Origin of the sequence: Shewanella sp. KCT, from assembly GCF_007636505.1 — a bacterium.
In the GTDB taxonomy this organism is placed as follows: Bacteria; Pseudomonadota; Gammaproteobacteria; order Enterobacterales; family Shewanellaceae; genus Shewanella; species Shewanella halotolerans.
In genome coordinates this window covers 373,081-393,376 of sequence record NZ_LVDJ01000001.1, presented here as the reverse complement: position 1 = coordinate 393,376, position 20,296 = coordinate 373,081, and the positions used below count along the sequence as shown (strand labels likewise).

The window sequence follows — 20,296 nt, the reverse complement described above, 5'->3', positions numbered from 1 at the left end:
GGACGCGGGATGGAGCAGCTTGGTAGCTCGTCGGGCTCATAACCCGAAGGTCGTCGGTTCAAATCCGGCTCCCGCAACCAATTTCTTTCGTAGCAAGAATCAAAACAACTACAGCGTTTCTTACGGACGCGGGATGGAGCAGTTTGGTAGCTCGTCGGGCTCATAACCCGAAGGTCGTCGGTTCAAATCCGGCTCCCGCAACCAATTTCTTATGTAAAAACTCTCCATTATCATTAGCTCCCTAACCAAGAGAAAAACGGCTCGTCGGGCTCAACTCTCTATACAAGCAGCGAAGGTCCACGGTTCAAATCCGGCTCCCGCAACCAATTTCTTATGTAAAAACTCTCCATTATCATTAGCTCCCTAACCAAGAGAAAAACGGCTCGTCGGGCTCAACTCTCTATACAAGCAGCGAAGGTCCACGGTTTAAATCCGGCTCCCGCAACCAATTTCAGATTTAAACCCTTTTATACATACTCAAGCGTAGCTCGCCTGGCTCAACTCGCGATATTAGCTTCCAAGGTCGTCGACAGCATGCCGCCCAGTTCCAATCCGGCTCCCGTATCCAAATTCTTACGTAAACAATTCCCCTCTTTCCTAACTTAATCAATGCAAAAAAGCAGTTTGGCTACTCGTCAGATTGAACTCTCTATACAATCAGTAATCGGTGATCAGCATTCAGTAATCAACAAAGACCTCTGACCTACTTCACCACGCTTTAAAGAAACCTTTATCAAAATCCAAGTCAATAAACACGCTGCAGTTGTAATTATCCCCCTAATATTCACAAGCTTTAATATGACTCTCTTTTAGACCTCTACCCAATGCTCTAATCTAAAGGTGTGATCAAAAAACAGACAGAAAAGCATTATTGCTTAGCGAGTATTCATTCTCTCCATTGTTTTGTGCAGATGAATAAAATCAAGAGTGCCTATTTGATGAGCACATAGCAGCTTAATCAAAGACGGGGAAAATAAAGAAAAAGAGATGAAAAAACATCATAGATCGAAGAAATGATTTAGATTCGGTCATCGCAATAAAATAAATAGATCAAACAGCGGACATAAAAATGGGGAGCAGTCGCTCCCCATTCAATGAATCTATTCTCGCTTTTAGCGTTATTAAGCCGCGGCTATCTGACGATTGGCCTTTAGCGGATGCAATCTATCGTTCATCACCTTAATGCAATCGAATTGGCGCATCGCCTTACTGTCGCTCAGGTGCAATTCAGGCGATAACAACATAACCAGGGATGCCTGAATGTTAGACTCGACCACTAGTACTTGCACCACCTCGCCTTGGCATTTCAACTGAAACACCTTGCCCAGCTCACTGTATACACAGACGGCAGATGCCTCAAAAAACCACGACTTAGGCATCTGAGGTTTTAATAGAAAATGGGCCGCCGTGGCGTTAAGCGCCAGCTGTACCTTCACCGCGTCGGCTATATTTAATGACTTACCAATACGCTCAATAAACTCTATATAGAATTTGGCGTGCTCGACATTAAATTCCGTGGTGGCCAAGGCGTCAGGAATAAGTGCTTTCGTTTTATAGGGAGTCAGAAATTCCATATCCGAACCTAACGAAACGCTTAAAACCCCATACGAATCGTTATATATCCATTGCCAATCCCTTTGTGGCATTAATAACATAACGTGTACCTATATACTTTAATACAGCTCGATAATAGATGATATTTCATCCAATATCAAAAAAAATATTATAAATATGATATAGATTACAACACGTTATCGCGATCAAACGCGATCCAAATAAGATCGCGCGATCGTTTTAAGATCTAAAATAAGATCTTATTTACTTTTTACGCGATAAGCATCGACGATCTCTTTAATTAATTCTGGTCCGCGATAAATAAAACCAGAATAAATTTGTACCATGGTTGCACCCGCATCAAGTTTATCTAACGCGTCGGCAGCACTGTTAATACCGCCAACCCCTATGATGGGCACCTGACCTTTCAGGCAATCAGCCAACTGCTTAATTACTTTTGTTGATAATGAATTCAAAGGCTTACCGCTTAGTCCACCGGCTTCGTTAGAATTCACCAAGCCGCTCACCCCATCGCGCGTAAGCGTGGTGTTGGTGGCGATAGCACCATCGAACTCGTTGCGAATGAGCGATTCGGCAATCTTCTCAATCTCGTCAGGCTCAAGATCCGGCGCAATTTTCAGCGCGATCGGCACATACTTTCCATGACGCTCGGCAAGATCTTTCTGCTTAGCTTTTAGTGATCCCAATAGATCATCAAGCAGATCACCATACTGCAAACTGCGCAGGCCTGGTGTGTTTGGCGATGAGATATTGACCGCAATATAGGCTGCATAGGGGTAAACCTTCTCCATACAGATAAGGTAATCCTCTTTGCCCTGCTCTACCGGCGTATCCTTGTTCTTACCGATATTCACCCCAACCATGGCGCCAGACTTGGCTGCCTTAAGGTTAGCGACCAGATTATCGACACCCTTATTGTTAAAGCCCATGCGATTGATAATCGCCTTGGCCGGCTTTAAACGAAACAGGCGCGGCTGATCATTACCAGGCTGTGGACGCGGAGTCACCGTGCCCACTTCCACATGGCCAAATCCCATGGCGTGGAACGCATCGATACATTCACCATCCTTGTCCATACCGGCAGCCAAGCCGACAGGATTTGGAAAGGTCAATCCCATAAACTCGACAGGGGCCGCTTGCAGCTTCTGTGCATAAAAGCAGTTTAATGGCGAATTCGCAGTTGATTTCAGACTGCCTATAGCAAGGTTATGGGCCTTCTCTGGATCCATCTGAAACATCACTTTCTGTGCGATTTTGTAAAACATGCATTCTCCTAGACCGAAAAAAGCCCCGGCGATTGCCAGGGCTCATGACTAATTTTTATTTTTTACGATTGACCTTCGCAATGAAGGATCAACAGATTCAGCTCACGTAGGGCGACTGAGAACTTCGCAAACTCATGGGTCTGCGAGGTCTTAAAGTCTGCAAGCATGTGGAACCATCTCTCCAATAAGCCCTGATTGGATTCGACCCACTGATCGATAATGGCGTCAGCGTCGCAAACCGATGGGCAAGTACGTAACACCGCTGAACTCAGTGAACGTTGTTGCCAATCGAGTTCTTCCCTAAATGCCGCTCTCGCAAGCGCCTGCCAGTGGTTAGCCACAGGCTGGGCACTTATCTGCTCGAGGAACCAGTGCAGGTCGATACGAGCACCTAACTTGTAGTAGGTCTCGGCAACCAAGGCAACTGGCTTGTCTTCCAGCTCGGCAATTTGTGAGATGTCCAGTGCAGAGAAGAGCGTGCTCATGTTGACGACATCGGTCGCCACCTGCTCTGGAACTCCTTCTTTCACCAGCGCTGCAATCTCGGCGCGGATGCCGTTAACTTCATCTTCCACCAGATACTGATGAACGTTCTGACGAAGTTCCTGGAACACTGGGCTAAAGAAGGCCACAACCTGCTCGATGCTTTGGTTACGGTTACGATGACGTAAGAACCAACGACACGCGCGGCGTAGATTACGACGCAACTGATGCAGCATCTCACCCTGAACCACAGCAGGTACCACACCGTTTAGCGCCGTGATCGATTTAGTTAATTCAGCTAAACCAAATACTTCACGAGCCATAGTGTAGCAGATAGCGGCTTCGGCGACTGAGGCACCTGTCTCATCTTGCATACGCTGAACGAAATTCAAGCCCATATCGTTAACCAACTCGTTGGCCAAAGAGGTGGCAATGATTTCGGCACGCAGCGGATGGGTAACCATACGCTCGCTGTACTTCTCCTGTAGCTGACGAGGGAAATATTCGATAAGCAGCTGGCTCAAGAATGAATCGTCGGTAATTTCCGGCGTGAGCAGTTGCTCTTTCAATACCATCTTGGCGTAGGCCACCAGTACCGACAGCTCTGGGCGAGTCAGTGACTTACCGTTCGCAAGGCGCTCTGCCAGCTCGTCATCACTTGGCAGGAACTCGAGCGCTCTGTCTAGCTTGTCTTCCTTCTCCAGGTAATGGATGAAGCGGATCTGCTCTTTCAACTGCTCGGCGCCACGCACCTGAGTCACAGAGATGGTACGGGTCTGATCCTTACAGTCTTGCAGTACGATGCGGCTGACTTCGTCAGTCATCTCAACCAGCAGACGGTTACGCTGTTTCACCGTCATCTCACCTTCGGCCACCATGGCGTTCAGCAAGATCTTGATGTTAACTTCGTTGTCAGAACAATCCACACCACCCACGTTATCCACGAAGTCGGTGTTCATGCGGCCACCGTTGGCGGCGTATTCGATGCGACCCAGCTGGGTACAACCTAAGTTACCACCCTCGCCTATGATACGGGCCTGAACCTCGTTACCGTTGACGCGCAGCGCGTCGTTGGCGCGGTCACCCACTTCGGCGTGCGTCTCGCTGGTCGCCTTGATGTAGGTACCGATACCACCGTTCCAGATCAGATCCACCTTCATCTTCAGCAGCTCTTTAAGCAGCTCGTTTGGTGTCATAGATGCTTTCTTGGTATCCAGCATCTTCTTCATTTCTGGCGTCAGGGTGATCGACTTGGCCGAGCGCAGGAATATGCCACCGCCCTTAGAGATCAAGTCTTTATTGTAATCTTCCCAGCTTGAACGTGGCATTTCGAACAGACGTGCACGCTCTTTATAACTGCTGGCCGCATCCGGATTCGGGTCGATGAAGATATGCATGTGGTTAAATGCCGTCACCAGACGAGTGTGCTCAGAGAGCAGCATACCGTTACCGAATACGTCACCGGCCATATCACCAATAGCCAAACAGGTGAAATCTGTGGTCTGGCAATCGATGCCGATCTCACGGAAGTGACGCTTAACCGATTCCCACGCGCCGCGCGCCGTGATACCCATCTTCTTGTGGTCGTAACCGTTACTACCACCCGATGCGAAGGCGTCGCCTAGCCAGAAGCCATACTCTTCAGAGATAGCGTTAGCGATATCTGAGAAAGTCGCGGTACCTTTGTCGGCCGCCACAACCAGATATGGATCGTCTTCATCGTGACGAACCACGTTTGCCGGCGGAACGATTTCGCCTTCGACGATGTTGTCAGAGATATCCAGCAGACCGCGGATAAACAGGCGGTAACACTCTTGGCCTTCGGTGAAGAAGGCATCGCGGCCACCTTCGGTCGGCAGTTGCTTACAGACGAAACCACCCTTGGCGCCCACAGGTACGATAACTGTGTTCTTCACCTGCTGTGCTTTCACCAGACCCAGTACCTCGGTACGGAAGTCTTCACGACGATCAGACCAGCGCAGACCACCACGGGCAACCTTGCCACCACGCAGGTGAACACCCTCTACCCTTGGTGAGTAGACGAAGATCTCAAACTTAGGCAGCGGACGTGGCATCTCAGGGATCTCTTCTGCCGAGAACTTAAATGACACGTATGGCTTGTTGCTACCGTCTGGCAGCACTTGATAGAAGTTGGTACGCAGCGTGGCGTTGATCAGATCCAGGTAACGACGAATGATACGGTCGTCATCCAGGCTAGACACATCTTCCAGACGCATATCGATCTGTTCAACAAACTTAGCCAGAGTACGAGTCTTCAGCTTAGGGTTAAACTTACGGATAAACATCTTCACCAGCAGATCGGCGATCTGTGGGTAGCAGCTAAAGGTCTCTTCGATGTAGGCCTGACTGAAGGTGGCATCGATCTGACGCATATATTTAGCATAGGCACGTAGCACTGACACTTCGCGGCCAGACAGACCCGTCGCCAATACCAGACGGTTAAAGCCGTCATCTTCCAGCTCTTTACGCCATACCTGTGACAAAGCTGTCTGGAATCTATCTTGGCTATCTGCCAGGTTATCAACCGCCGCGCCTTGTACCGTCATCAAGAAGTCAAGGATCCAGAAGGTAGAACCATCGGCGGTCATCACTTCATATGGACGCTCGTTGATCACACGCAGACCGAAATTTTCCAGCATAGGCAATACATCAGACAGATGGATTGGCTCATCTTTATGGAAGAGTTTCAGGCGAACCTTGTTGTCTTTAAGCGCGGTTTCCTGTGGCTGATAGAAGAGCATGCCAAGCTTGTGATCATCATCAAGCGCTTCTAAGTGCTCAATATCCACCACGGCAGAGCTAGGCAACACATCTTCTTTGTAGCTGCGTGGGAACGCGTTCACATAACGTTTGACCAAACGGTTGCCAGACTCTTCGCCTTGGGCAGTGATCAGCGCTGTGTTTAACTTGTCTTCCCATGAACGCGCAGCTTCAATTAGATTGTTTTCGATGGCAGCCACATCTACATCCGTAATATTATTATCGACTTTGACTATATAGTGAGTACGCGCAAGCGTAGACTCAGAGAAATAAGTTGTAAATTCAACATCTTCTTTAGTGTTGAAGTGCTGCGCCAGAATACGTTGAGTATCTTCACGCAGCTTAGTGTTGTATCTGTCTTTTGAGACGTAAACCAGGCAAGAGAGGAAACGACCAAAGCCATCCTTGCGCACAAACAGCTTAAGCTTGTCGCGATCTTGCATCTCGAGTACACCGTGGGCCATGCTAGCCAGTTCAGATTCCCGTGCCTGAACGATCTCGTCACGCGGCAAGGTTTCCAGAATATGCATCAGAGCCTTGTAGTCATGAGAATGTTGCGTCAGGCCAGAGTCGTCCAGTACGCGCTGGATCTTCTCTGCCAGTAGCGGGATCTCACGTGGGCTACGGTTATACAGGTTTGAGGCGTACAGGCCGATGAATCTGTCTTCACCAATAACGTTACCCTGCTCGTCGAAACGTTTGATGCCGATATAGTCGACATAAGCTGGGCGGTGAACACGGCTCTTCTCTGTGCTCTTGGTCAGGATCAGCAGACTGCTGTCGAGTGCTTCTTTACGTGCGGTATCTGACAGGCTAGAAAGCATGAGTCCCTTAGAACTCTTAGGCTTACCCGGTACGTTCATCAGGCCTAAGCTGGTCTCGTTGACCGGCAACAGCTCGAGATCGCCCTCAACCTTGTGCAGGTCGTAACGGCGGTAACCCAGCAGGGTGAAATGATGGTTGTTCAGATAGGTCAGGAAGTTGATGGCCTCATCGAGCTCACGCTTCTCACCCGGGAACGGACGGCTGGGCAGCTCGGCGATGGTCTCGCTCAGCTTGTTCGACATCGCCTGCCAGTCGTTGACCGATGCAGCCACGTCACCCAATACAGATTGAATCTCTTTTTCCAGGCTCTTGATATCGGCGTCGCTGCTCAGTCTGTCGACTTCGATCAGGAATACGGCAACCTTGTCGTTGCTCTCGTCCTTGTCGTCATTGTAGCTAACACCTGTGATCACACCTTGGTCACGCTTCACGGTCAACGGCGTGTGCAGCATCATGTGGGTAGTGATGCCCATGCGGTTAAGCGCCATGCCTACAGAGTCAACAAGGAAAGGCATATCCGGTTGAATCACCTCGATAATTGAGTGGGATGATTTCCAACCATGCTTAGATTGACTCGGGTTAAACACGCGAATATGGGTCTCGCCAACTGGCGTCTTGTTCGCGGCATTCCAAAGGCTGAGGACGGCGCCGTAAAGATCACTGTCATTGCGGTGTTGCAAGTCATCTTTCGACATGTGGGCATAAATACAAGTTGCGAACTGTTCAACTTGTTTGGCTTGTGTATTGGGAACTTTCGAATGAATTAGGCTGACTACGTTCTCGAGTAGTACTGAAGGCATTGCATCTTTCAAGGCCATGTTGCTGTTTCCTTTAGGGTCTATGGCAGCGTTTTTGTAATTTTATGGATGCTTGAGCATATGACAGGCCAAATCTAATTATGTGACCTAAGTCATAGCGCGAAGTTTATTACTAAATGTGCCAATTTTCGAGAACTATTTTAGTGGTAGATCCTCATCCCCCGGGGTTTTGCGGCCCTATTGATGTGCATGATGAAAAAACAATCGTAAAGTGAGCGTAACTATGCAAAAAAAGAGAGAGCTAATGCTCTCTCTTTCAGCTCACTATCGCGGCTTACGCCAGAAAACCGCGCCTATCGCGGGCAAAATAATTATTGCCCCCAACATATTCACTAAAAACATGAAAGTTAACAGGATCCCCATGTCCATTTGGAACTTAAGTGCCGAGAAGAACCAGGTGCTCACGCCAATCGCCAGTGTCAGACCGGTGAAGATCACCGCGCTGCCCCGCTCAATAAGCGCCTGATGATAGGCGGTTTGCACTGGCATGCCATCTCTGAGTTTGACCGCCATGGTCGACAAGATGTAGATACCATAATCCACACCTATCCCTACACCTAGGGCGATCACCGGCAGTGTACTCACCGCCAGACCGATATCGAGCTGCGTCATCAGCGCCTGCGCCAGGGTCGATACCACATAGAGCGGTAGGATCACCGCCACCGTCGCACGAATCGATCTAAAGCTTATCAGACAGAGCACAAACACAGCGCCATAAACATAGAGCATCATAGGCAGTTGCGCCTCGGCCACCGCCTCATTGGTCGCCGCCATCACACCAACCGGGCCTGAAGCCAGCTTAAATTTAAGCTTATCGTTGTCCATCTTGGCCGACAGTGTCTTGACCTTGTCGATCACCTGCTCTATGGTCTCCGCCTTATGATCTTTAAGGAACAGATACACAGGCATCACAGAGCAGTTACCATCCAGTAGGCCAGAAGTGGTCGGGATCTGCCCTACCGCCTGGACCAGACTCGCCGTGGTGCGAGGCAGCACCTGCCACTTAGGATTACCCTCGTTAAACCCTGCATTAACCCGCTTGGCGATAGAGGCTAGACTCGCGGTCGACTCAACCCCCGGAGTATTAGCCACCAACCACTCAAACTCATCTATCTGGGTTAGCACATCATGGTAGGTACAGGCCTCGGGAAACGCCTCGACGATCACCGTCATCACATCTGTGGTAATAGAGAAGTGATCGGTAATATAGAAGGTGTCCTGATTGTAGCGGCTGTCAAAATGCAGCGCCGGCGCGCCGCCTTGCAGGTCGCCGATTTTCATTTTACTTGCCTGCTGCAGGCCCACACCATAAAGGGCGACGGTGGCCAGCAACACGATAACCGCATACTTGGGCGTCGCGAAATTAGAGAGCTTACGCCAGAGCGCATCCACCTTACCGTTAGACTTGGTCGGCAGCGCCTTGACCTCGGTAAAGGAGATCAGTAGTGGCAGCAACACCAGGTTGGTCAGGATGATCACCGCCACACCCAAGGAGGCCGAGATGGCCAGCTCGCGAATGATACCGATATCGATAGCCAGCAGAGTCATGAAGCCCACGGTATCGGAGAGCAGCGCTACCCCGCCTGGGATAAGCAGGCTACGAAATGCCAGCGCGGCAGCGGCCTTAGTGGTTTCCCCCTCACCCACACGGCGCCTGACGGCATTGATCATCTGCACCCCGTGGCTCACCCCGATGGCAAATACCAGGAAGGGAATGAGAATCGACATAGGATCCAAGCCAAAGCCCACCACAGTAAGCAGACCCAGCTGCCAAACCACTGCTACCAGGCTACACACCAGCGGCAGCAGGGTTAGCTTGACCGAGTGGGAGAAGAGATACACCATCACGGCAGTTACTAAGATGGCGATGGCGAAGAAGAGCACCACGCCCTTGGCACCCTCGGCCACATCGCCGGCCATCTTGGCAAATCCAATGATATGGATCTTTATCTTGTCGTTTTCATATTGGCCGCGCAGCTCCTTCTCGAGCTGACTGGCAAAGGCCAGGGTATCGAGTGGCTCGCCAGTCTGAGGGTCGAAGTCCATCAGCTGCGCGGTCACCATGGCCGCAGAATAATCTTCGGCGATCAGACGCCCAACGATACCGGCCTTCTCTATATTGCTGCGCACTACCTCAAGCCCGGCAGGGGTAGTCGAGAAATCCGCCGGGATCACAGGACCGCCGGCAAAACCATCTTCCACCACCTCAGTAAAGCGGGTCGAGGGTGAATAGAGCGACTTCACCTGGGCACGATCGACGCCAGGGATAAAGAACAACTGATCGTGTACCTGCTTTAGGGTATCGAAAAAGTTGGGGTTGAAGATGTTGCCACTGGTGTCTTCTACCGCCACCATGATGCTGTTGGCGCCACCAAACTGCTTCTGATGCTTCAGGTAGGTCTGCATATAGCTATGATTGAGCGGAATGTTCTTAACGAACGCCGCATCCATCTTCAGATGGCTGGCCTGGAAGCCAAGAAACAGTGTTGCTAGCAAGAAGGCGAATATCACATAGGCCCGTTGCCGAAACAGGAAGGATTCTAATCCATTAACTAATTTATCTAACATGCCTGGGCCTTATTATTCTTGTTGTAATGCAACTAAGCCTTTGGTACCGGCAATCCACAGTGTACCCGTTTTATCCTGACCGATAGCCACCAGGTTTTCCCCCTGACGCTGCGTTACCATAGTCACGCTATCATCGCTGGCCACGTCGATCACCACGCCGCCGTTGCCGACCAGCCTGACCTTGTCGTCACTCAGCACCACTCCGCCATTGAGGGTCGATTTAGTGGTCAGCTCAATCTCTTGCCACTGCTCGAGATCCCCTTCGCTCTTAAACAGGTGACCGCGAAGCCCGAGCACATAGATCCCCTGTTTAGCCACTAAAATGTTAAACAGCGAGCCCTCGTAGGGGAATTCGATGCGCTGCCAGGTGAGGCCCTGATCTTGTGACTGGGCCGCTAAACCGAGTTCGCCCACCATTAAGAGGCGATCATCGGCTAGGCGCACCACGCGATTAAAGTGAGGCAGTAAGGTGCTGCGCTCTTTCAAGTAAAGGCTTTCATCTTCCGCCTTTAACTCATCCAGATACGCCTGATCTTCTTCATACAAAAGCTCGGTGTGAAACTCTTGCTGCCACTGCTTACCGCCATCCTGGGTGCGGTAGAAGAGACCATAGGCGCCAATGGCGATGCCGTGGTCGGTATCGAAGAAGAGCACATCCAAAAACGGCTTTTCAATTTCGGGAGAGCGCATCTGCTCTACCCAGTTGTTACCGCCGTCTTGGGTATGCAAGATGGTGGCATCATGGCCCACAGCCCAGCCAAGCTCTGGCGTTAAAAGGGTCGCCTTGGTCAGCAAGGCACGGCTCGGTGAACTCACCTGCTGCCAGCCATCAGTGAAACGGAACAGATGACCGCGATCGCCTACGGCAATCATGGTCTCGCCCTGCTTGGCGATATCCAATACCAGGGAGTGCGTCGCCAGCGGCTGAATATCGGAGCCTGTCACCTCGGTTGCCGCTTGGGCCCCGCCTAGGGTGACAAAACAGAGTGAAGATAAAGCGACAAGCCGAAGCATGCTAAACCACATACAAACTTCCTTTCGTGAAATGAGGGGCCAACAGGCCCCTCTACGCTAACTCTTTAATGAACTAGTCCTTAATACACAAGTACCTAGGCTTAAATACTTAAATACTTAAATACTTAAATATAATAAGTGCCTAGGTATAAGCGCTTAACGAATACCAGCGCGTCTCAATGCCGCTGGGGTAAAGTTCGCTTCGCTCAACTTGGCATCGAAATTATACATACGACCCTCGTTATCCAGACCCATCGCCAGGTAACGACGAGATTGTAGATCGTGGATCACTTCGAGTGTGGTCCAGTGAGTCGGCACTTCGTAGTAGTTGATGGCGTGTGCCACGGCGACGCGATAAAGCTCATCGCGGTTGTCGTACATATCCGCCATAGACACTTGCCAAGAATCCTCATCTAGGTAGAAGACGCGAGTCTTGTAAATATGACGCATCCCTTCCTTCAGCTGAGCCTTGACCACCCATACGCGGTGTTTCTCCCAACGCACATAATCTGGGTTGATGTGGCCAGGTTTCAGGATCTGCTCATACTTGAGCTTATCTGAGTGCAGCTTGTAGTCGTTGTAAGGAATGTAGATCTCTTTCTTGCCTAACAGTTCCCAGTTATAACGCACTGGCGAGCCGTTAAACATATCGAAATCGTCTGTTGTGCGCAGACCATCAGACACAGTACCCGGTGTATCGAAGGCGACGTTTGGCGCCTTGCGTACGCGGCGCTGCCCTGTGTTATAGGTCCAGGCCTGACGCGGGAGCGCCTCCTGGTCCATGGTCTCCTTCACCAACAGTGCGGTACCCGCCAGACGCGCCGGCTGTGTCACCACCTGCTTAAAGTAGAACAGGGTGTTCGACTCCTTTAGCTTATCCAGAGTCATCTCGGGACGAGAGTACTCAAAGCGGATCTCTTCGGCAGTTTCCACCAAGGTATAGCTACCAGATGCGGTTGGTGCCGCCTGGCTACGGGCGGTTTCCACATCTACGCCACGAAAACGCAGCACGTGGTTCCAGATAGCCTCGAGACCGTTCTGTGGGATCGGGAAAGGCACGCCTATTGAGGCGCCAGAGATACCATTACCGTCGGCCACTAACTCGGCGCGCGAAGCGTTGGCCTTAGTGGCGTCGTAGACAAACTGCGGCACAGAGGCTGTGCGGCGTGTCTGATAAACATTCATCTTGAAGGTATCGGGATAGAGATCGAACAGCTTGAGCTGGCCTTCGGTCAGATTATCCTTGTACTGCGCCTTGTTGGCATTAGTGATGGTAAATTCAATCTTATCGCCCGGGAAAGGATCTGGATGATGCATCCCCTTCTCGTAACCCGCAACAGGTTTGGTAATGCCGCCATCCCAGGCAGGAATAGAGCCATCTGCGTTACCCGCCTTTTCACCGCCGAGCGGCGTAAGTTCGGTGCCAAGCTTGGCCGCCTCGGCCTCTGATACTTTTGCAAAGGCTGTTGGCGCGGTCAATGCGACGATCACAGCTGCCGACAATAGTGTTAGTTTTTTCATTCTTATTGTCCTTGTGAATTAGATTGAATACTTGATGTTGAACGACACGTAATCACGATCTGACATCAGATTAGTGGTGCCAACACCACCGAAGAAGGAGTTGTAGGAGAAATCTGCGCCCCAACGACTCTGATAATCGAAATTCACGCCGATAGCGACGGACTTCTTACCCTCGGTGAACAGGAACATAGGATCGGGTGTGATCCCGTCAACATCATGCGAGAAGATGATGCGCGGCGCCATGTTGACCCCGGCAAACAGGTTGTTGTATTCGGCCTTGGCCACTAGACGATAACCCCAGGCAAAATCTGTTGGGAACGGGTTAGTCTCAGGACCATTGTGTACTGCCTCTATGATGCCAGGCATATTTGGGTTGCCGCCAGAGCGCGCAGTGCCAGGGCCATTGAGACGAAGCTCATCGAAGCCTGGCATATCGTGGATCCACACACCACCAACCTCGGCCAACATGACTAGGTTATCGGTACCCAGGGTTGGACCAAATAGATGGGTGAAGGTCACCTGTGCCTGAGTCGTATCACGACGGATATAACCTTCGGCGGCTTCACCAGAACCAATTCCTTTCACCTGAGAGATGCCATCAAATTCTGGACGTAATCCTGCATTGGCCAGCTGCTGTGGCATGGCGGCAAACAGGAGTTCAACGTCATCTATCTGTAGTGGCTCATCTTGACGGTGAGCTATCTCACCGGCCACAGAAGTGTCGCCAATCAGGGTGTTGAAGCTAAAGCCATAGAGCTTGATATCTTCTGGGTATTCGATCTGTGCCTTAGAGAAGGTCTCTAGACCCAGCAGTGTCTGACGATCGACCGTACCACCAGTTGCCCCAAGGGCTGCCAGGGTAGCTAAGTCTTTACCAATCGCTTCCTGGGTAAAGTTAGCCGCGGTGCCGCTGATCAGCGGACGACGACTATGATAGTTCATATAGTAGAAACCAAACTCAGTCTCACCCAGTTCAGGGGCATAGTAACCTAGCTTGATACCGTACTGGCCCGAGTCGCTGGCGCTCGCCTGATCTTGCATCAGGGTCACCTTAGTCGGATAAGCCAGTGCCAATGAACCCAGTGTCGCCGCATCATATTGACCCGATGCCACCATAGCCGCCAGCTTCTGATACTCGCCAATCAAGAAGTCGAGATTGATATCCGGGTTGGCGTTGAAGCCCAGCTGCGCATTTTGCGAATAACCGCCGTAACCGGCGAAATCATTTGTCGAGAAGTAAGAGCCAGGAGTCGGCACCCAAACGGGTTCCCAATCATATTGATAGAAGGCTTCTACCGACAGCGATTCGGTCACCCCCAGTGACGCCCAGATCATCCCCTGAGGTCTGAAGGCTTCTTTAAGCTCGGCGCCCGGCGCATTGAGAATGTTAAGATCCACCGGGTTGATGACACCGATACCGTGCGGGATCAGGGTGCTTTCACCCCAAGAGACCACCTGGTTACCGATACGAACGCTAAGTGGGTTGGCACCGTCGTTAAAGTCGAAATCACCATAGATGAAAGCATCCAACAGGCGCACATCTTTACACTGTACCTTAGAGGCCTCGGAGTCGGCACAAGGGTCATACTCTTTGCCGGTTATCGGATCGCTATAACCATAGCTGCCGTTATTGGCCTTCTGGTCGTAGAAATACATGCCACGGGCAAACAGGCCGAAATTCTTATACTTGAGTGATAGTTCATGCAATCCCTTGAACACCATAGAGGTTACGTCACCCTGAGAGTAGAGCATGTTACTCAAGTCACCATTACTCGAGTAGGAACCCGGCTGAGCCCAAATCTCGGCCGAAGTATATTTGGTGTTACCGAATGCGGTATAGTTTGACCAGTCAAAGCGCGGGTGATTCACCTTACCGATCTGATTATTCCAGTCCCGCTCCTCAACACGCCAGCTTGCACCGGCACTGAATGTTGAATCGAACGAACCTTGAACTTCTCCCCAATCGAACGACACGGCTTGCACGCCCGTAGTCGCTCCAATACTCAACGCTGCGACGATCCCCAAAGCTAGCGCTGACTTGTTAAAGCCATTTTTAACGTTTTTCATTTTAGCTCTTCTCCGTAACCTGCTGGATTCTTTGTTATAGGAATGGTGGCCAACATCTTGTTAGCGTACAGGTAACACCATTGTTACAGCATTTAGGGGTGATGAGCAAGGCGAAAAAACAGAAAATTACCTTGAGATTTGTACACTTAAGCTAAAGGGCTTACATAAATTCAAACACACGATTTAAATCTATTCTAACAAGTCGTACCAGATGAAAAACGCCCGTTGAAAAAGCAAGCATAAACAGGCAATTAAACTTATGTCATCGCAAGCTAAGCCTTTGATGAATCGAAATCGCCCGTTTGAAGTATATACTCTAAAAATCTTAAAGTTGGGTCAGAGAAACCAGTTTACCTTCATCATCGAGTTGCAGACGAAAGTAACCCCTGATGCCTGAGGTGGTCAGAAAGGGTCTGAAGTGGCGGGCGTGGATCCAGAGGGTCTTACCTGAGCTGTCTTTCACCTCAATCTTATCGATACTACCTTGATAATAATTAAGAAACTCTTGGTAACTCACCTGCATGGGAAAGGTAAATATCATCATAATTTGCTTTCTAAAATGGGGCGAGATGCCAAGCACCTCGCCCTACTCTCTTAGACTATCTGTTTAAGGTAACTCAGCCTAACGATTCGCTAACGGCTAAACCAATAACTAAACCAGAAACCGGGCCAACACCTAAGCCAGGGCCTTAGAGACCTTCTCATAAAGGTCTTTCGACAGATCCGGCAAGGCCAAAATCTGCTGCAGAGCACTACGCATCAATTGCTGGCGCTTTTCATCAAACTTCTTAAATTGGATCAGCGGCGTAATGATACGTGCAGCCACCTGTGGGTTTAAGGTATTGAGTTTAATGATAGCTTCAGTCAGAAAGCGATAACCACTACCGTCAATACGATGGAACACCTCTGGGTTTGCCGCCGCGAACGCGCCGATTAAGGAGCGTACCCTGTTAGGGTTGGCAAAGCTAAAGGCGCTATGCTGGGTCAGCTCTCGCAGTGCATCACAGCGATCTTCACCCGGACAGCATGCCTCCAGCGTCAGCCATTTATCCATCACCAACGGCGTATCGGCCCACTTCTGTTGGAAGTCTTGCAGTAGACTGGCGCGCAGCTCAGACTGCTCAAGGTTAAGCGCAGCCAGAGCACCCAGGCTATCTGTCATGTTGCCAGCCTGTTCATATTGGCACTGGGCCAGGCCTTGATGAGCATCCGAAGTGTGCAGCAGTAAACCGAGGCAGGCATTTTTCAGGGCTCTCGCCCCGGCATCATCTAACAGACTCAGCTCACGATAACGCGCAAGTAGCTCATCTTCACAGCCAGCGGCGATCTCTTCGAGCATAAACTCGCGGGCCGCAGCCAGGGCGTCGAGATCGACACTAGTCACCTGCTCTACCAGGGTATTCAGGCTTGGGAACCTAAGAACCTCTGCAAGCAATGCCTGATCTAGCTGCTCATCGAGCAGTAAGCCTTTCACCCCATCGACCAAGCGCGGATCGACATACATCGCCTTCTGCGCCTTAAGGTGGGCCACATTTTGCCAAACCGCCTGACTAAAGAGTGCGGCCGAGGCCTCCCACTTGGCCACCTCGCTGCTGGCATAACGCATCAGGTGGATAAGTTGCTCTACGCTATAGTCGAAGTTAAGTCTCACCGGCGCCGAGAAATTTTGCAGCAGCGAAGGCACTGGCTGCTCGCTCATGCCGCTAAACACCAACTCTTGCTCTGCCTCGGTGATGCTAAAGACCTGACTGAGTAGCGAGCGTCCGTCGCTGCCAAGCAGCTCTAGATCGAGTGGGATATGCAGCGGCAATTTCTCACTCTGCTCCGGCGTCGGCGGCGTATGCTGACGCAGGCTCAGACGATATTCTTGTTTTTCGGCGTCATAGCGCTCGGCGACCGAAAGCTCAGGGGTACCCGACTGGCTATACCAACGTCTGAACTGAGTCAGCTCCACGCCGCTGGCATCTTCCATCGCCGCGACGAAATCATCACAAGTCACGGCCTGACCATCATGACGCTCGAAATAACATTTCATTCCCGCCTGGAAACCCTGCTCACCGAGCAGGGTGTGCATCATGCGGATCACTTCTGCGCCCTTGTTGTAGACGGTTACGGTATAGAAGTTATTCATCTCGATCACAGACTCGGGACGAATGGCATGGGCCATTGGGCCACTGTCTTCGGCGAACTGCTGGTTTTTGATCACCTTGATGGCATGAATACGGTTGACCGCTCGCGAGCCCACATCTGAGCTGAATTCCTGATCGCGAAACACCGTCAGGCCCTCTTTCAGACTCAGCTGGAACCAGTCGCGGCAGGTCACGCGGTTACCCGTCCAGTTATGGAAATACTCGTGGCCCACTACAGACTCGATGCCGTGATAATCTTCATCAGTCGCCGAGTCTTTATCTGCCAACACATATTTAGTGTTAAACACGTTAAGGCCCTTGTTCTCCATGGCCCCCATGTTGAAGAAATCCACGGCGACTATCATGTAGATATCGAGATCATATTCGAGATCGAAGCGGCTCTCATCCCAGGCCATCGACTTCTTCAGCGATGCCATGGCGTGGTGTGCCTTGTGCAGGTTGCCCTTGTCGACGAAGACCTGCAGCGCAACCTCACGGCCGCTTTTAGTGGTAAAGCTATCGTCCAGCAGATCGAAATCACCCGCTACTAAGGCAAACAGATAAGCAGGTTTCGGGAAAGGGTCTTCCCAACAGACGAAGTGACGTCCGCCTTCAAGTTCGCCCGAATCGACACGGTTACCATTGCTCAGAAGGTAAGGAAACGCCGCCTTGTCGGCTTCGATGCGCACCTTGTAAATCGCCAGCACATCGGGGCGATCGAGGAAATAGGTGATGCGTCTAAACCCTTCCGCCTCACACTGAGTGCAGTAGGCGCCATCTGACATGTATAGGCCTTCCAGCGCCAGGTTGGCCTCGGGATCCAGCTTGGTCACTATGGTGAGTTCAAAGTCCGCTAAGTCTGTTTCAATACACAGCTGCCCCTCGGTGACGCGATAATCATGACGCTTACCATCGACCAACAGCTGGCTAACGCTTAAGCCTTCACCGTCCAGCTCAAGGGTGTGTGCAGCATCGTTTAGACGCTTTACTTGGCTGACCGCAGTCACCTGAGTATTGGCACCATCGAGCACAAAGGAGAGGTCCACCTGAGTAATAGTGAAATCTGGTGCGCGATAGTCTTTTAAATATTTGGCCTTAACCTGTGCCATTAAGATTCCCTCATCTGAAAAGATTATAAAAAAACGCGCCAATAGCGCGTTTTTAAAAAATTTGGCTCAATATTATTTCGCCTGGTTTTTAGCCACTCTTTCCATATCCACTAGATCCAGTGTGATATAGACAGTCTCGTCCAGAAATGCATCCGGCGCCTTCACATCATCTTCGGCGTCATCCAAAGACTTAAGCGCTTCGAGCCCATCCACGGCGCGCCGCTCGTTGAGACGTGCAAGTTGCTTCTCATCGTTGGTTTCACGCTCGGCTATGCGCTCTTTCTCAACCAAAGACACGCTGGTTTCTTTGTGGCTCTTCTTAAACTCGGCAATATCTTGATCGATATAACCAAATTCAACGTCTTTCTTGATACGTTGCTGGTGACGCGAGTCCAGATTAGTCACTAGCTCTGGAGTGATATCCCCAAGCGTACCGTACTGAGCCACTGGCACCTTATCCCAAGGCAGTGCGTTGGCTTCCTCGGCTTCGCCGTATTCACCCGGCTCGAGTGCACTCGGGAATGGAATATCCGGCGTCACGCCCTTAAGCTGAGTGCTGCCGCCATTGATGCGGTAGAACTTGGCGATGGTGTACTGCACATGGCCGATAGGTTTATCGTACATATCATAGATACGGCCCAGGCTCTTATGCTGCTGCACTGTGCCCTTACCAAAGGTCGACTCACCTACGATAAGCGCGCGATCATAGTCTTGCAGTGCGGCGGCGAAGATCTCAGATGCCGAGGCGCTGTAACGATCCACCATCACGGTGAGCGGTCCAGAATAGGTCACACGGCCGTCGTTATCGCGGTTTTGCGACACCTTACCGTTAGCATCGCGGATCTGTACCACTGGGCCTTGCTCGATAAACAGGCCGGTAAGCAGTGTCGCTTCGGTTAATGCGCCGCCACCATTACCCCTAAGGTCGATAACCACACCTTCAACCTTGGCCTCTTTTAGCTTAACCAGCTCTTTGGTGACATCTTGAGACAGGTTCATGTAGAAACCAGGGATCTTAATCACCCCAACCTTGCGGCCGGCGTAATCTCCGGTTTCCGGCTCGATCACCTCAGACGTCGCGGCGCGATCCTCTAGGCGGATCTTGTCACGCACTATGGTCACATCGATTGGCTTGGCAGAAGAGCCGCCCTTCTTAGGCAGGATCTGCAGCACGACCTTACTGCCCTTAGGCCCCTTGATCAGCTCGACCACATCATCCAGTCGCCATCCGATCACATCGACGATCTCTTTACCTTCCTGGCCGACACCCACGATGCGATCTTCCGGCGCCAGCTTTTCGCTGTTGGCCGCAGGACCGCCAGCAACCAGGCTCTTGATCACTGTGTAGTCATCATCCATCTGCAACACGGCACCTATGCCCTCCAGGCTCAAGTTCATCTCCATCTGGAAACGCTCGGCGTTGCGCGGTGACAGGTAGCTGGTGTGCGGCTCGACGCTGCGAGAGAAGGCGTTCATCACACCTTGGAAGACATCTTCACTCTTGGTCTGACTCAAACGCTTAATGGCATTGTTGTAGCGCTTCTCGAGCACCTTAACAATCTCATCCCAGTTCTTGCCGGTCAGCTTAAGGTTAAGGGCATCGTACTTGACCCGTTGACGCCACAGCTCATTGAGTTCAGCCTCATCTTTTGGCCAGGCGGCATCTTCTCTGTCGTATTGATAGCTATCGCCGGGGACGTTAAAGTCCATCTCCTTGTCGAGCAAGGATAAGGCGTAGGCAAAACGGTCGTAGCGACGCTGCTGTATCAGATCAAACATCTTGTAGGCGGCAGTGAGATCGCCGCTTTTCAACATGTCGTCGAATTGAGTCGCATAAGGCTTGAAACTGTCGATATCACTCTGAAGCAAGACATTACGGCGATAATCAAGCTGCTTAAGATAGCGGTCGAACACCTGCTCAGAGAAGGCGTCGTCCAGATCGAATCTATGATAATGGGCGCGAGTGAACAGACCCGTCACTCGCTTACTCGCTACTTTATGTTGCGGCTCTTGCGTTAGAGAGGGCAACTCGCTAGATGGAATACTGGGCGTCAGTGCCCATGCCGAGAATCCTACAAAGATGCTGGCAATGGATGCTGCCAGAGTGAGTTTTCGCATCAACAAGTTACTCCTTTTAAACG

10 protein-coding genes and 2 tRNA genes are annotated in these 20,296 nt (G+C 51.0%); 2 read left to right on the top strand and 10 right to left on the bottom strand.

All coding sequences use genetic code 11. The features are described 5' to 3' along the window. Positions 1–3: 3 nt before the first annotated feature. Positions 4–80, top strand: a tRNA-Met gene (locus tag AYI87_RS01765). Between the two features lie 47 nt (positions 81–127). Further along, a tRNA-Met gene (locus tag AYI87_RS01760) sits at positions 128–204 on the top strand. A 917-nt stretch (positions 205–1,121) separates the two neighbouring features. On the opposite strand, the gene AYI87_RS01755 is transcribed toward AYI87_RS01760, so the two are convergent. The 10 genes from AYI87_RS01755 to prc form a co-directional block, all read right to left on the bottom strand. Beyond that, positions 1,122–1,655 (bottom strand): cell division protein ZapC, encoded by a 534-nt coding sequence (locus AYI87_RS01755; protein ID WP_144199061.1) that lies wholly within the window; start codon positions 1,653–1,655, stop codon positions 1,122–1,124. A gap of 159 nt (positions 1,656–1,814) precedes the next feature. Then, complete coding sequence (gene pyrD / locus AYI87_RS01750; protein WP_011865608.1) at positions 1,815–2,840, bottom strand: quinone-dependent dihydroorotate dehydrogenase; 1,026 nt, start codon at positions 2,838–2,840, stop codon at positions 1,815–1,817. Positions 2,841–2,902: 62 nt separating this feature from the next. Then, positions 2,903–7,747 carry an NAD-glutamate dehydrogenase gene (locus tag AYI87_RS01745; protein ID WP_144199059.1) on the bottom strand — a complete coding sequence of 1,615 codons (4,845 nt, stop codon included), beginning with the start codon at positions 7,745–7,747 and terminating at the stop codon, positions 2,903–2,905. Between the two features lie 264 nt (positions 7,748–8,011). Then, positions 8,012–10,315 (bottom strand): efflux RND transporter permease subunit, encoded by a 2,304-nt coding sequence (locus AYI87_RS01740; RefSeq protein ID WP_144199057.1) that lies wholly within the window; start codon positions 10,313–10,315, stop codon positions 8,012–8,014. A 12-nt stretch (positions 10,316–10,327) separates the two neighbouring features. Continuing rightward, positions 10,328–11,341: a WD40/YVTN/BNR-like repeat-containing protein gene (locus tag AYI87_RS01735; protein WP_144199055.1), complete on the bottom strand. Its 1,014-nt coding sequence runs from the start codon at positions 11,339–11,341 to the stop codon at positions 10,328–10,330. Positions 11,342–11,485: 144 nt separating this feature from the next. Next, a complete protein-coding gene (locus AYI87_RS01730; RefSeq protein ID WP_011865604.1) occupies positions 11,486–12,850 on the bottom strand; it encodes a DUF1329 domain-containing protein in 1,365 nt (454 codons plus the stop codon). Between the two features lie 18 nt (positions 12,851–12,868). Beyond that, positions 12,869–14,917: a DUF1302 domain-containing protein gene (locus AYI87_RS01725; protein ID WP_144199053.1), complete on the bottom strand. Its 2,049-nt coding sequence runs from the start codon at positions 14,915–14,917 to the stop codon at positions 12,869–12,871. Between the two features lie 325 nt (positions 14,918–15,242). After that, on the bottom strand, positions 15,243–15,461 hold the full coding sequence (locus AYI87_RS01720; protein ID WP_409928953.1) for a DUF2835 domain-containing protein: 219 nt from the start codon (positions 15,459–15,461) through the stop codon (positions 15,243–15,245). Positions 15,462–15,593: 132 nt separating this feature from the next. Beyond that, positions 15,594–18,155: an aminopeptidase N gene (gene pepN / locus AYI87_RS01715; RefSeq protein WP_144199049.1), complete on the bottom strand. Its 2,562-nt coding sequence runs from the start codon at positions 18,153–18,155 to the stop codon at positions 15,594–15,596. 72 nt (positions 18,156–18,227) lie between these two features. Then, complete coding sequence (gene prc, locus AYI87_RS01710; RefSeq protein ID WP_144199047.1) at positions 18,228–20,273, bottom strand: carboxy terminal-processing peptidase; 2,046 nt, start codon at positions 20,271–20,273, stop codon at positions 18,228–18,230. Positions 20,274–20,296 lie beyond the last annotated feature (23 nt).